Genomic DNA, 15,384 nt, shown 5'->3' with positions numbered 1-15,384 from the left:
ATTTTTTCATAAACTCAGTTTACCCGATGACTATTAGCTCTAATACTCCCTCCTTATTCTTAAGTCGGCAGTTAAGAGCTACTACGTCCCTGGATAACGATTTCTAACCTTCAAAGAAGCTAAGAACTCTGTTTATTATAATAATTCTTTGTAATTCTTGTCAACTACAATATATAAAAAAATAAGAGCTAGGTATTCCTAACTCTTATATTATTTCTACAACAACTCTTTTATTTTCTTTAATCGCTGCTGCTTTAACAACAGTTCTAATAGACTTAGCTATTCTTCCCTGTTTTCCAATTACTTTCCCCATATCTTCTTCAGCAACCTTTAATTCTAAAATTATAGAATGCTCTCCAGCAATTTCATTTACTTGCACTGAATCAGGGTTATCAACTAATGACCTTGCAATAATTGTAAGTAATTCTTTCATGGATTGCGCCTCCAATCAATTAAACTTTCCTATTTTATTCCCGCATTGTTGAAAAGTCTTTTAACTGTGTCTGTTGGTTGAGCTCCATTTTTTACCCATTTAACTGCTTTCTCTTCATCGATTTTAACAGTTACTGGCTCTGTAGTTGGATTGTAGTATCCAATCTCTTCAACAAATCTTCCATCTCTTGGAGATCTTGAATCAGCAACAACTATTCTGTAGAAAGGAGCTTTTTTAGCACCCATTCTTCTTAATCTTATTTTTACTGCCATTATATTTTCACCTCCTTCAAAGGTTATGTGTATTTGAACTTAGAAAGGTAATTTTCCAAACAAGCCTTTTTTACCAAATTTACCAGCCTTGCCTCCCATGCCCTTCATCTGTTTCATCATTTTTTTCATCATCTCGAAGTCTTTTAAAAGTTTATTTACTGCTTGAATAGTTGAACCTGAACCATCTGCAATTCTCTTCTTTCTAGATGGAGAAGAAGACACTATGCTTGGATTTTTTCTTTCCTTTGTAGTCATGGAATGTATTATTGCTTCCATGCTGCCCATATTTTTCTCACTTTGTGAAAAATCTACACCCTTTAATTCCTTTGCATTAAAGCCTGGAATCATTTCAACCAACTTGCCCATAGGTCCTAAATTTTTCATTTGATTCATAGTCTCTAAAAAGTCCTCAAGATTGAATTCTTGATTCATCATTCTGTTACCGAGTTCTGTAGCTTTCTTCTCATCGATAGCTGATTGAGCTTTCTCAATTAAAGAAAGTACATCTCCCATACCAAGTATTCTTGATGCCATTCTCTCTGGGTGGAAGATTTCCAAATCTGTCATCTTCTCTCCCATACCTACATATTTTATAGGTTTTTCAGTGATTGCCTTAATTGATAGTGCAGCACCACCTCTGGTATCACCATCCAACTTGGTAACGATAACTCCTGTAATATCTAGTGTATTATTAAAGGTTTCAGCTACATTTACTGCATCTTGACCTGTCATAGCATCTACAACTAATAAAATTTCTGATGGATTTATTGAAGCTTTTATATCTTCAAGTTCTCCCATTAGCGCTTCATCTATGTGAAGTCTTCCTGCCGTATCCACGATAACTACATTAGCTCCAATGCTCTTAGCATGTTCAATGGAAGCTTTTGAAATATCTACTGGGCTTTTTTTATCTCCCATAGTGAATACAGGTACATCTATTGACTTTCCTACAACTTGTAGTTGTTTTATAGCTGCTGGTCTATAAACGTCACAGGCTACTAGTAATGGCTTTTTATTGCTTTTTCTAAGATTTAGAGCCAGCTTTCCTGCCATGGTTGTTTTACCTGCACCTTGGAGACCAACTAACATTATCATTGTTATTCCATTGTTGACAAATTCTATTTTCTTTTCAGTGGTTCCCATTAACTCAGTTAATTCTTCATTAACTATTTTAACTACTTGCTGACCTGGTGTTAAACTTTCCATAACTTGATCACCAAGACATTTTTCACTGACAGACTTTACAAAGTTTTTAACAACTTTATAATTTACATCCGCTTCTAAAAGAGCAAGTTTTACTTCTCTCATAGCTTCTTTAATATCTTTCTCTGAAAGCTTACCTTTACCCTTTAGCTTTTTTATGGTCTCTTGTAATTTGGAAGATAGTCCTTCAAAAGCCATATGAAAACCTCCTATACATTCTCTTCTATATCTTTAATTATATGGTCTATTTCTTTTTTTATATTTTCTTCAGAAGTAGTACCTTTTAACCCTTTTAATTTGTTAATAATTTCAGTCTTAGAGTTTTCTATAGCTAAGGTTTTTTTCATTAAGTGAAGTTTACTTTCATACTCTTCTAAAAGATTACCACATCTTTTAATTAAGTCATGAATTGCTTGCCTACTAGTATTATTAACTTCTGCTATTTCTGATAGAGATAAGTCATTATTATAATATAAATCCATAATATCTCTTTGTTTATCAGTAAGTAATGAGTTATAAAAATCTAGTAAAATTGATATTTCAACTCTTTTTTCCATATAATCACCCAACTCACAAAACTTATATTAACAAATTAATTTTAAGCTGTCAAGTATTTTTACTTAACAGTTAAAATAAAGCTTCTACAAAATCTCTAGAATTAAATTCTTGAAGATCATCTATACCTTCCCCTACTCCTATATATCTAACTGGAATATTTAAAGTATGTTTTATAGAGATAACTATACCACCCTTAGCTGTACCATCTAGCTTTGTTAGAATTATACCATCTATAGGACATACCTCCATAAATTGTTTTGCTTGAATAACTGCATTTTGTCCAGTAGTAGCATCTAAAACTAGTAAAGTTTCCTTTTTAGCTTCTCCATACTCTCTATCGATAACTCTATTAATCTTTCCAAGTTCATCCATAAGATTTTTCTTATTATGAAGTCTACCTGCAGTATCACAAATTAACACATCAACTTTTCTAGCCTTTGCAGCCTGTACTGCATCGTATATAACAGCTGCTGGATCTGAACCCTCTTGATGTTTTATCAGATCCACATTAGCTCTATTACTCCAAACTTCTAATTGATCTATAGCTGCCGCTCTAAAAGTATCTGCTGCTGCTAATAAAACCTTATAATTATTATTTTTTATTCTAGCAGCCATTTTTCCAATTGATGTAGTTTTTCCTACTCCATTAACACCAATGACTAATCTTACTTCTGGTGTTGATTCAGGTATTATTGAGGTTTCATAGTCTCCTAGCATATCCATAATTATAGATTTCATAGCTGGAAGTATTTCTTCAGTATCATTGATTCTTTCAGAAACAACCTTTTTTCTAAGCCTTTCAATAATTTCTACTGAGGTTTCTACCCCTATATCGCTAGTTATTAATACTTCTTCTAGTTCTTCATATAAATCATCATCTATTGTAACTGCAAGTTTTAATACTTGAGTCACTGCATCATTTATAGTATTTCTAGTTTTGCTAAGCCCCTGTTTTAACTTATCAAAAAATCCTCCAAACATATTAATCCTCCTTATTCCTTATTAAATTCCATGGATACTACCTTAGATACGCCCTTTTCTTCCATAGTAACTCCATAAATCATATCACTGGTTTCCATGGTTCCTTTTCTGTGAGTTATTACTATGAATTGTATGTTTTCAGAGAATTTTTTTAAAAATTCTCCATATCTAAGTACATTAGCATCATCTAACGCAGCCTCAATCTCATCTAGTATACAGAATGGAGTTGGCTTCATCTTTAGTATTGCAAATAGTAGTGCAATGGCTGATAAAACCTTCTCTCCTCCTGAAAGTAGATTTATATTTTGAAGTTTTTTTCCTGGTGGCTCTACATCTATTTCAATCTTACAGGTTAGCTCATCATCACCTTGAAGACTTAAATCAGCACTTCCACCCTTAAATAACTCCTTAAAAGTATCATTGAAGTAAATCCTGAGCTGCTTAAAATTCTCCATAAACACATCTCTCATCTTTTCAGTTATCTCGCCTATGAATTCAATTATTTCTTCCTTAGACTTAACTAAATCTTCCCTCTGTGTGCTCATAAAAGTATACTTTTCATTTACTTCTTTAAATTCTTCTATGGCTCCTAGGTTAACTACTCCAAGAGCAGTTATTCTCTTTTTCAATTCTGCAACTTCATTCTTTAATATAGCTATATCATAACCCTCTAGTTTAAAACTTAATCCTTCTGCAAAGGTAAGATTATACTCTTCATTAAGCTTTTTCAATAGAACTTCTTCTTCTGATTCAATTTTAGCCAAAGAAATCTGATTTTTATGAATTTCTTTTTCTAGTTTATCTAATTGTAAATCAATATCTTCAATTTTTGAAGTTATAACTGGAATTTTATCTTTTATCTTTAACTTTTCTACTTGGGTTTCTTCAAAAAACTGCTCTAACTCTTTAAGTAACTTAATAATTTCCTTAGTATTTTCAGTACTTTTAGATATGTTTATTCTATATTCTTCCTTAGCTAAAGTGGATGTTTCTATATTTTTTAAATTGCTTTCAATTAGCCTTTTCTCAATATCTACTGCCTGGGTCATCCTATCTAATTCTTGAATATTATTACTTATAACTTCTAAAAGCTTTGCTTTATTTATTTTTATAGAGGTTAATTCATCTTTAATGGCATCTATATATAAATTTTTGCCTTTAGTTTTATTGTTATGCTCATCATATTGACCTTCTAATTCAATTACCTTATCTTTAAGCTCAGTTAATTCCTGCTGTGAAAAAGTTAATTTAGCTTTTAAGGCTTTAATTTTCTCCTCTTCCTTACCCAGATTTTCGCTAGCTTTTTGAAGTTCTCTTTTGTTTCTTAGTTCCTCTTCTGTAACCCTTGATATTTCACCCTTAATCTTTGTTATATTAATACTCTCGTAATGTATTTCATCTCTTAAGTTAAGACCTCTATCATCTAGTTCTTTAATCTTAACATTAACTGATGTTATTTCTTCATTTTTAAGAGCAACTACTCCGTGACTTTCTTCTACTTCCTCAGTTAATTTTTCAATTTCTCTCTTTCTACCAATTACGTTAGCATTTTTAGAATAACTTCCTCCCGTTAGTGATCCCCCCGGATTAAAGACTTCTCCATCTAAAGTAACAATTCTATATTTATAGCCACAAACTTTAGATATATGCAGTCCATTATCCATAGTATCACATACAAGAGTTTTGCCCAAAACTTGATCGATTACACCCTTAAATTTATCTTCAAATTCTATAAGTTCACTAGCTATGCCTATATATCCCTTAGTATCCCTTACAGTTTTATCTACCAATAGGTTCTTACCCTTTACTATATTTATAGGCATAAAGGTTGCTCTTCCTATTTTACTACTTTTCAAGTAATTAATAAGATTTTTTGCTATGTGTTCATCCTTGGTGACAATATTAGATATGCTAGCTCCCATAGCAATCTCTATAGCTCTTTCAAATCTCTCTGGAACCTTTATTATATCTCCAAGTACATAGCAATCCTCATTTGCTCTATAATCTTTACTATTCTCTATGTGTTGCATTAGAAGTTTTACAGATCTATTGTATCCTTCATAGGAATTCTCTAAAGTTACCAAAGCATTTAGCCTAGCTTCTTTATTTCCTTGCTCTCTCAATATTTCTTTTAATTTTTTTTCTAAGATCTCTAAGTCATGCTTACACTTAGATAGTTTTTTTCTATTTTCCTTAACTTCCTCTTCATATTTCTCAATACTAATACTAGCCTTATTCTCTTCTTCTATTAAATGATTCTTAGTCTTGTTATTTATTAATATAGAATTTTTAAAAGTTTGAACATCTAATATTAAATTTTCTACATTTCCACTACTAATTTCGATATTATTTTTTAAAATATCTATTTCGCTAGTTTTAGAATTAATATTATTATAATACTTGAATTTTATCTCTTCTAATTCCTTCAATTTATTATTATCACTAGTCACACTATTTAATACATTTGTTAATTCTAATTGTTTTTTTTCTATTTTATTATTTATGTCTAATTCTTCTTCTTTTAAGGCAGCAATACTCTTTCTTTGGTTTTCTATTTTCAAATACGACTCTTCAAGATATTGATTTTTTTGCAGTATTTCACTGTTTAATCTATTTATACTGTCTTCTAAATGTAATATTTTTTCTTCAAAGAGTTTAACTTCTCCAATTACTCCTTGATGTTTATTTTGACTTTCATAATAAATCTTTTTCTTTTCTTCTAAAATATTATTTAAAGCTTCTAGCTCTTCATTATTATTTTCATAAGCTAGTTTTAATTCATATTTTTCTTTCTTCAAGGTTTCTATATCTGTAGTTACAGCATTTATTGTGTTGTTGTATCTATCTATGTTAATTTTAGTTTTTTCCAAAAAATCTATGATTATATTAACTTCCTTTACTTTTATCTCTTTAGAAGCTTCTAAAAATATTTTGGCTTTTTCACAATCTTCTTCTAAGGATGGAAGCCTTTCTTCATAGGTAGAAATAATATCATTTATTCTAATAAGATTTTGCTCCGTGTTATCTAGTTTCTTCTCAGCCTCTTCTTTTCTTGTTTTATATTTTACTATACCTGCGGCCTCTTCTAATAACTTTCTTCTATCCTCTGACTTAGCACTTAAGATTGCATCAATTTTACCTTGTCCTATTAATGAATATCCTTCCTTACCTATACCTGTATCCATAAATAAAGCTTGTACATCTTTTAATCTACACACAGTATTATTTATTAAATACTCACTTTCACCTGATCTATATAATCTTCTTGCAACGGTTACCTGAGAATAGGCTATATCTAAGTCAGAATCGCTATTATCTAAAGTAAGAGAAACTTGAGCAAGCCCTACAGGTTTTCTATATTGAGTACCTGCAAAGATTACATCTTCCATTTTATCTCCTCTAAGATTCCTAATACTTTGTTCACCCAGCACCCACCTTACAGCATCTGAGATATTACTTTTTCCACTTCCATTGGGACCTACAACTACAGTTACACCTTTTTTAAATGTAAGCTCTGTCTTATCTGCAAAGGATTTGAATCCTCTTATTTCGATAGATTTTAAGAACATCTATTCACACTCCTAAGCTCCTAAGATTATAGGTAAAATAAGTACTGCAGCCATAGCAATGCATATACAAGTAGTTATTATTTTTATATACTTTTCTCTTTTCTTCTTAGTCATCCTCATAAAATCCACTCCTAACTTTAATTTAAAGAAGATATCCTATAATCTTACTAGGATACTTTAAAATATATATTTACTTTAGCCTATATAATCAAAAGTTTTATTGATATTTAAGTTTTAAATAATCCTTCTGATTAATTATATCTAACTTTGTACCATTATAAAACCCTATGGAAGACTTTCCTATATTTCTTTCTTGAGTTACAAAAATTTCTTTACTCTTTAATTTTTTTAGAAGCAGATTAAAATATTGCTTTTTATTAGAATAAAGCTTAGATATATCTTTAGGGTTTATATATATTTTGAACTTATCCATTTCTTTATCTTTATAGTAATCATAAATCATATCACAGTAGACACTACTCTCCACCAGCTCTCTAAAAGCAGGATGAAAAGGTCCATCTACCACATCTCCATCAGCACTAATCTCCTCTGTAGGTTGAAGTCCAATTCGGATAACCTTTATATCATTACCCTCCATCATTCCATAGACTATCTTACTTATATCTACAGCTTCCTCTAAAGTATATGGTTTATATAAGCCTTCCCTTAAGAGCTTTTCCATAGGAGTTTCCTTAATAACTAGGGATGGGTATATCCTACAGATATCTGGATTCATAGAAATACTTTTTCTTGTAGTTTCAATATCCTTCTCTCTTGTATCTCCTGGGAGTCCTAGCATAATTTGATGCCCTAAGGTAAATCCATATTCTTTTATTAATTTCGACGCCTTCTCCACATCTTCTGAACTATGCCCTCTTCCTGATTTATGTAAAACTTCTTCATCTAAGGATTGAACTCCTAATTCTATAATATCTACATCAAAACTTTTTAGGTGGTCTAAAATCTCTTGGTCTATATAATCTGGTCTTGTGGACAATCTTATAAATTTAATCTTTCCTATTTTTTTATAGTTTTGAGCTACTGATAATAGGTCTCTTTGGATGCACATATTAATTCCTGTAAAAGTACCACCGAAAAATGATACCTCAATTATAGCATCACTACTATCTATAGTTTCTAAATAGTCCTCTATGGTTTTTTTTACATAAGCACCATCTACATTTCCTGCGCTACCTGCTGACCCTGCATCTCCTGTAATACTATCCTGATTACAAAACACACAAGTATGAGGACATCCTATATGAGGCACAAATATAGGTATAATATAATGATTTTTACTCACTAATATCACCCCTCTTAATTAAAACTTCCCTAGCGGCCATTTGTTCAGCTTCTTTCTTACTATACCCTGAGCCACTTCCTTTAGCTTCTCCATTAATCAAAACCTTCACAAAAAATTCTCTTCTATGAGGTGGTCCTTCAAAATTAATAAGAGAATAAGAAATATCTACATCTCCATTCTTTTGTAATATTTCTTGAAGCTTTGTCTTATAGTCTAAAATTATCTCATTTTTAACTGCTTTAATAATAATTGAGTTAAAGTTTTTAAGGACAAATTCCTTAGTTACTAAAAGTCCTTCATCTAAGTATACTGCAGCAATAATAGCTTCTACAGCATCAGCTAAAATTGATACTCTAGTTCTACCACCGGTTAATTCTTCACCTTTACTCATATAAATGTATTTTCCTAGTTCCCACTTCTTAGCTATTTCAAATAAAGAATTTTCACATACAATTAAAGCTCTTACCTTAGTAAGGTATCCTTCTGTTTCATTTATGTGATTAGTAAATAAATATTCAGATATAATTAATTCTAAAACTGTATCTCCTAAAAACTCTAATCGTTCATTGAAGGCAGCGTTTCTTTCATTAGCGTAAGAACTATGAGTTATTGCTGTTTGTAATAAAGTTAAATCTTTAAAGTCAATACCTAATTTATTTTTTAATTCTAATGTACTTTTTAATATTTTCATCTTTTTACCTCTTTCGCCAAGGTTTATTCTTCAATTTATCTAAATAACCTACTAACTTAATATTATTATTCAAGTAAATAAACTCAAGTGGATAAATTCAAGAATAAATCTAAAAATAAGGTTCCGCATTTCTACGGAACCTGCTGATATTATTCTTCTACTCGTGCTTTTATGTAGTCAACTACATCTCCAACACTAGTTATTTTTTCTGCATCTTCATCAGGGATTTCCATGTCAAATTCCTCTTCAAGGGCCATAATTAACTCAACTAAGTCCAATGAGTCTGCTCCTAAATCATCAACAAATCCAGAGTCCATAGTTATATCATTTTCATCTATGCTTAGTTGCTCCGCGATTTTTGCTCTTATCTTTTCAAACATTTTATATACCTCCTAAAAATTCAATATAATATCACTATTTAATATAATAGCATATTGGATAATAATCAACTGTTTATTTTCAAATACTATATTATAATATACTAAACCTACAAAATTTTATTCACTTATTTTAATTTTTTTATTTTTCTTCTTTAAAAGCATCTTTAACTTTATCTAATACTTTTGTATCATAATAGGTTTTAGAAAGTTTAATTGCATTTTTTAAAGCCTTGGCATCGGAGCTTCCATGAGCTTTTATGCAAATACCATCAACCCCTAAAAATGCAGCTCCACCGTATTCTTTATAGTCATAGTGCTTTTTAAATCTCTTAAATACAGGCTTTAATAATAGTCCACCTATTTTTGTTGTTGCGGAACTCATTATTTCATTTTTAAGCTCACTTAGAATGGTTTCTGCAACGCCTTCATACATCTTTAATACGGTATTCCCTACAAAACCATCACATACAAGGACATTTACCTCTCCTTTAGGAATTTCTCTCGGCTCTACATTTCCTATAAAATTTAAATTCTCTTGTTTTAAAAGTTGATAAGCTTCCTTGGTTAATTCATTTCCCTTTTCTTCCTCTGATCCTATATTTATAAGACCTACAGTAGGATTTTCAACAGATAATACACTTTCAAAGTATACCTTACCCATTTGAGCAAACTGAGTTAAATAATGGGGTTTACAATCTGCATTAGCTCCTACATCTATTATCATAAATGGACCATTTTTACCTGGCATAACTGGTGCTAGTGCTGGTCTGCTTATCCCTTTAATCCTCTTTACAATAAGAGTACAGCCCGCTAAGAAGGCTCCTGTACTTCCAGCAGATACAATGGCATCTGCTTCCTTATTCTTAACTAATTCTAAAGCTTTAACAAGAGATGAATCCTTCTTAGTCTTTAGAGCTTTTACTGGTGCTTCATTAGTTGAAATAATTTCAGTAGTATTTAAAATAGTTATTCTTCCTTTGGTATATTCATATTTTTCTAATTCTTTTTTTATAAGATCTTCTTGACCTGTAATTATTATATCTATATCATATTCTTTTTGTGCAAGAACACAACCTTCTACTATAGCTTCAGGTGAATTATCTCCACCCATTCCATCAACTACAACCTTCATAGTAACTCCTTTCATAATTTTAAAATATTTAAATACATTATATATTTTTTTCATTTAAATTTCCACATAAAAATAAAAAGAAAGTCTATCGACTTTCTTCTTATTCCTCAGTTGAAACAACTTCTCTATTCTTGTAGTAACCACAGTTCTTACAAACTCTGTGAGCAAGCTTCATTTCGTGGCATTGAGGACACTCTACTATTCCTGGTAAACCAAGTTTAAAAGTTTGAGCTCTTCTTGAATCTCTTCTTGCTTTTGAAAATTTTCTAGCTGGATTTCCCATTATTACACCTCCTTATGGTTAGAAAACATTTGTGATAGCTTTTCAAGTCTAGGGTCTACATAAAAATCAGTACAAGAACATTGTCCTAAATTTAAATCTTTCCCACAAGTCTGGCATAAGCCTTTGCAATCCTCTTTACATAACCTTTTAACAGGTAATTCAAGGAGAATACTGTTTTCAATAATTTCATAAATATCTATATTCTCAGTATTGGTTGAGATAATCTCACAATCATCAGTGTTTGATATTTCTTCTTCTATGTGCACCTTAACTTCATAAGAAAAAGCTTTTGCACATCTAGAACAATTTAATAATACTTCAGTATCTACGTCACCAATAAGTTCTATAACTTCCTTTTTGCGACGCAAAAACCCATTAAACTTAATAGGCTTGGAGTATTTTACCATTTCACTACCATCGTAAAACTTATCTTTCTCAATTTCGATATCTATATTCTTTCTCTCATAGTTCTTATCATTTAAATCTTTAAAGTTTATAATCATAACAACACTCTGAAAAAACATAATATACCTGTTTTTCCTCATATAACTAAGACTAGTTATATATAATGCAAAATGCATAGCTTGAGTAAAGCTCCAACTTCCCTCCTTAAGTTAATTAAATATATCATTCAAACACAAGTTATTATATAAATTATACCGATAAAAGTCAAGGTAATTTACACATGTATATTTTTTCCTTAAGATAAAAAGCTAATTTTTTACTCAAGCACATAAATATTTTTACTATTTTGAAGTAAGTTCTTTAGTATCTCTTGCTATTACTAACTCTTCATTTGTAGGAATAACAAATACTTTTACTTTAGCTCCATCTTTGCTTACTTCTGTAGATTTTCCTCTAACATTATTCTTAGCATCATCTATTTCAACACCTAAGAATTCTAATCCTTTGCAAATTTCTGCTCTAGTTTCTATAGCATTTTCTCCAAGTCCTGCTGTAAATACAACTGCATCTACTCCGCCCATTGCTGCAGCATAAGCACCAATCATTTCTCTTACTCTGTAGTTATATACATTTAAAGCAAGAATAGCTCTTTCATTTCCTTCTTTAGCAGCATCTTCTATGTCTCTAAAGTCACTACTTACTCCTGATAATCCAAGAACTCCTGATTGTTTGTTCATTAAATTATCAACTTCTTTAGCTGTCATTTTTCCTTCATTCATTAAGAATGTAACTATAGCAGGGTCAATGTTTCCACATCTAGTTCCCATTGCTATTCCTTCAAGTGGAGTGAATCCCATACTTGTATCTACACAATGGCCATCTTTTATAGCAGCTAAGCTAGCTCCGTTTCCAAGATGACAAGTGATGATTTTAACATCTTTTATGTCTTTGCCCATTAATTTAGCACATTCTGCTGATACATATTTATGTGATGTTCCGTGGAAACCATATTTTCTTATTCCATACTTAGTGTATAGCTCATATGGTAGTGGGTACATATAAGCAGTTTTTGGCATTGTTTGATGGAATGCTGTATCGAATACTGCAACCATTGGAGTGTTTGGCATTAAGCTCTTGCAAGCATTAATTCCAATTATGTTTGCTGGATTATGAAGTGGTGCAAGTTTTACACACTCTTCTAAACTTTCCATAACTGCATCATCAATTACTACAGATTCTGAATATTTTTCTCCACCATGAACAACTCTGTGTCCTACTGCTGATATTTCATCCATTGAAGAAATAACTCCATGGTTACCATCTACTAATGCATCTAAAACTAATTTTATTGCATCTTTATGGTCAGCCATTGGTTGCTCTATTATATATTTATCTCTTCCTGGAACCTTTTGAGTTAAAATTGAACCTTCAATTCCTATTCTTTCAACTAATCCTTGTGCTAAGCTCTCTTCTGTTTCCATGTTTATTAATTGGTACTTTAATGAAGAACTTCCACAGTTTATTACTAATACTTTCATTCTCATTTCCTCCTGACGCATTTGTAATATATTAATATATCATTATATTAGATTACAATATATTTTTAATTAAATCAATATAATATTTATTTGCTATTTTGCGCTTGCACTGCTGTAATTGCTACAACATTTACTATATCATCTACACTACATCCTCTTGAAAGGTCGTTTATTGGTTTTGCAAACCCTTGACATACTGGACCTATAGCTTCAGCTCCTGCAAATCTTTGAACTAATTTATATCCAATATTTCCTGCTTGTAAATCTGGGAATATTAAAACATTAGAATTTCCTGCTACTGTACTATTTGGTGCTTTAAGACTTGCTACTTTATCAACTATAGCTGCATCTAATTGTAATTCTCCATCTATTGCAAGATCTGGTCTAGCTTCTTTTGCCATTCTTGTAGCTTCAACAACCTTATTTACATTTTCATGTTTAGCACTTCCCATAGTTGAGAAAGATAACATTGCAACCTTTGGATCTATTCCACATAGAGTCTTTGCATTTTCTGCTGTACTTATAGCTATTGATGCAAGCTCTTCTGATGTTGGATTAGGATTAACTGCACAATCTCCAAATAATAGAGTACCATTATCTCCATATGAAGAATTTTCAAGTTCCATAACGAAGAAACTTGAAACAACTTTTATTCCTGGAGCTGTTTTTATAATTTGAAGTCCTGGACGTAATAAATCTCCTGTGCTATGTACTGCTCCTGAAACTAATCCATGGGCATCTTCTAGTTTAACCATCATTGTTCCATAATAAACTGGGTCTTTAACTGTTTGTAATGCTTTTTCCTCTGTAACACCCTTATTTTTTCTAAGTTCATAAAATGCTTTTGCATACTCTGCAGTCTTAGGTGATACTTCAGGATCTACAATTTCAATTCCCTCAATATTTACCCCGAAATTCTTAGCATTTTCCTTAATCTTATCCTGGCTACCTACTAATATAACTTTAGCTATTTTATTTTTATGGATAATTTCTGAAGCCTTTAAATTTCTTTCTTCTTCACCTTCTGGAAGTACTATTGTCTTCATCTCTTGTTGTGCTAATTTCCATACCTTTTGTGTAAAACTCATTTTTTCTTACCCCTTTCAGTAAAAATATTCTAAATATCCCTTATTACTATACCCCTTTTCATATATATTTTTCAACCTCTATATTGAATTTTTTTGACTTAATTTAATAATTAGGCTATGATAATTAACATTTTTTTGATATAATCTATGGTTATATGAGTACAGGAGGTAATTTTAATGAAAATATCAGGAATTATTGTGGAATATAATCCTCTTCACAATGGACACCTTTTTCATATAAATAAAACTAAAGAATTGACTAATAGTGATTTAATTATTGCAGTAATGAGTGGAAACTTTAATCAAAGAGGTATTCCTTCTATAGTAGATAAATGGAAAAAAACATCAATGGCTTTAAATAATGGGGTAGATATTGTTTTAGAACTCCCTGCAATATACAGCCTATCTTCTGCGGAATTCTTTTCTTATGGTTCCGTAAGTCTTCTTAATAGTCTAGGGATAGTAGATTCAATTTGCTTTGGAAGTGAAGCAGGTGATATAGACTTTCTTAAAGAAGTATCTGATCTACTAGTAGAAGAACCTCCTTTATTCAAGTCCTTATTGAAAGAAGATTTAGATAGAGGATTACCTTTTCCAAAGGCTCGTTCTTCAGCTTTAATTCATTATTTAAATAAGAAAAATTACTATAATGAAAAAGACTTAGCTGATTATCTAAATTCTTCTAATAATATTTTAGGTGTTGAATACCTTAAGAGCATAAAAAAACTTCATAGTAATATTGTACCCTATACCATAAAAAGGGAAGGTGGAAATTACAATAGTACCAATTTAAATAATATCTTCTCAAGTGCTACTGCTATTAGAAAATCCTTGAAATCAAATACTTCAATGGAAGAATTAATATCTCATGTTCCTCCTAGTGTTTACGAGGATATGATAGAACTTAAAAATAAAAATTATAATTTTCCCTTTGATTACATGATGTATCCATATATAAAGTATAAGGCTATAACTAGCAAAAATAACTTTTTCGAATCAATTCCGGATGCTTCTGAAGGTCTCCATAATAAGATATTAGCTACCATAAAAGACGCTAAAGATTATGAACATTGTATTGAAATGATAAAAAGTAAACGATATACCTATACTAGAATCAGTAGAATACTATGTCAGTATTTTCTAGGCTTTTATGAATACAATACCTTAGAAATGCGTAAAGAGCCTTGTCCATATGCTCGTATTTTGGGCTTCACTAAACATGGAGCTATGGCATTAAAATCAATGAAGAACAATTCTTCTATACCAATATATTCAAAACTACCAAAGTATATAAACCCTACCTTAAAATTAGATTTACAATGCACTAGTGGCTATAGCATTCTAAATCCTTCCATAAGTGCTATGGAAGATTATCTACAAAGCCCGATTATATTATAAACATAATTCTTCAAGGAACCATACCAAAATAACCTAAATCATTAGATTAATTTTTAGTGAATTGTTTTGGAAGTACCTTGAAGATTTTATTTTACCTATATTTTGTTATCATATATTCCCAAGATAAAAAATATATTTAAGTATATCAAT

General features: G+C 30.8%; 15 protein-coding genes. 1 reads left to right on the top strand and 14 read right to left on the bottom strand.

Annotated elements, in window-relative coordinates; genetic code table 11:
* Positions 1-205: 205 nt before the first annotated feature.
* From B2P65_RS11235 to pta, 14 genes are all read right to left on the bottom strand, one after another.
* On the bottom strand, positions 206-433 hold the full coding sequence (locus B2P65_RS11235) for a KH domain-containing protein (protein ID WP_035132761.1): 228 nt from the start codon (positions 431-433) through the stop codon (positions 206-208).
* A 29-nt stretch (positions 434-462) separates the two neighbouring features.
* On the bottom strand, positions 463-705 hold the full coding sequence (gene rpsP, locus B2P65_RS11230) for a 30S ribosomal protein S16 (RefSeq protein WP_035132758.1): 243 nt from the start codon (positions 703-705) through the stop codon (positions 463-465).
* 39 nt (positions 706-744) lie between these two features.
* Entirely contained in the window at positions 745-2,106 is a 1,362-nt protein-coding gene (gene ffh / locus B2P65_RS11225; RefSeq protein ID WP_346848356.1) for a signal recognition particle protein, read from the bottom strand.
* 11 nt (positions 2,107-2,117) lie between these two features.
* A complete protein-coding gene (locus B2P65_RS11220; RefSeq protein WP_346848355.1) occupies positions 2,118-2,465 on the bottom strand; it encodes a putative DNA-binding protein in 348 nt (115 codons plus the stop codon).
* A 70-nt stretch (positions 2,466-2,535) separates the two neighbouring features.
* Positions 2,536-3,447: a signal recognition particle-docking protein FtsY gene (gene ftsY, locus B2P65_RS11215; RefSeq protein WP_346848354.1), complete on the bottom strand. Its 912-nt coding sequence runs from the start codon at positions 3,445-3,447 to the stop codon at positions 2,536-2,538.
* An 11-nt stretch (positions 3,448-3,458) separates the two neighbouring features.
* Positions 3,459-7,016, bottom strand: a complete 3,558-nt coding sequence (gene smc, locus B2P65_RS11210; RefSeq protein WP_346848353.1) for a chromosome segregation protein SMC — start codon at positions 7,014-7,016, stop codon at positions 3,459-3,461.
* Between the two features lie 217 nt (positions 7,017-7,233).
* The gene (locus B2P65_RS11205; RefSeq protein ID WP_346848352.1) at positions 7,234-8,319 is read right to left on the bottom strand and encodes an elongator complex protein 3; all 1,086 of its coding nucleotides are present in this window, start codon (positions 8,317-8,319) and stop codon (positions 7,234-7,236) included.
* Positions 8,312-9,010, bottom strand: coding sequence for a ribonuclease III (gene rnc, locus B2P65_RS11200; protein WP_346848351.1), 699 nt, complete (start codon positions 9,008-9,010; stop codon positions 8,312-8,314). Before rnc ends, B2P65_RS11205 begins: the two co-directional genes overlap by 8 nt.
* Before the next feature lie 149 nt (positions 9,011-9,159).
* Positions 9,160-9,390, bottom strand: coding sequence for an acyl carrier protein (gene acpP / locus B2P65_RS11195; RefSeq protein ID WP_035132743.1), 231 nt, complete (start codon positions 9,388-9,390; stop codon positions 9,160-9,162).
* 139 nt (positions 9,391-9,529) lie between these two features.
* Entirely contained in the window at positions 9,530-10,522 is a 993-nt protein-coding gene (plsX, locus tag B2P65_RS11190; protein WP_346848506.1) for a phosphate acyltransferase PlsX, read from the bottom strand.
* 100 nt (positions 10,523-10,622) lie between these two features.
* Complete coding sequence (gene rpmF, locus B2P65_RS11185) at positions 10,623-10,805, bottom strand: 50S ribosomal protein L32 (RefSeq protein ID WP_035132741.1); 183 nt, start codon at positions 10,803-10,805, stop codon at positions 10,623-10,625.
* Positions 10,806-10,807: 2 nt separating this feature from the next.
* On the bottom strand, positions 10,808-11,308 hold the full coding sequence (locus tag B2P65_RS11180; protein WP_346848350.1) for a DUF177 domain-containing protein: 501 nt from the start codon (positions 11,306-11,308) through the stop codon (positions 10,808-10,810).
* Positions 11,309-11,551: 243 nt separating this feature from the next.
* A complete protein-coding gene (locus tag B2P65_RS11175; RefSeq protein WP_346880166.1) occupies positions 11,552-12,748 on the bottom strand; it encodes an acetate kinase in 1,197 nt (398 codons plus the stop codon).
* An 86-nt stretch (positions 12,749-12,834) separates the two neighbouring features.
* Complete coding sequence (gene pta / locus B2P65_RS11170; RefSeq protein ID WP_346848349.1) at positions 12,835-13,836, bottom strand: phosphate acetyltransferase; 1,002 nt, start codon at positions 13,834-13,836, stop codon at positions 12,835-12,837.
* 177 nt (positions 13,837-14,013) lie between these two features.
* Here pta and B2P65_RS11165 point away from each other — a divergent pair, with 177 nt between their 5' ends.
* Positions 14,014-15,234 carry a nucleotidyltransferase gene (locus tag B2P65_RS11165; protein WP_346848348.1) on the top strand — a complete coding sequence of 407 codons (1,221 nt, stop codon included), beginning with the start codon at positions 14,014-14,016 and terminating at the stop codon, positions 15,232-15,234.
* Positions 15,235-15,384: the final 150 nt, after the last annotated feature.

Origin of the sequence: Clostridium sp. UBA3061, assembly GCF_002367465.1 — a bacterium.
GTDB classification, from domain to species: Bacteria; Bacillota; Clostridia; order Clostridiales; family Clostridiaceae; genus Clostridium_J; species Clostridium_J sulfidigenes.
Note: the sequence above shows the minus strand (reverse complement) of the source record. Positions and strands in the feature narration are given on the sequence as shown.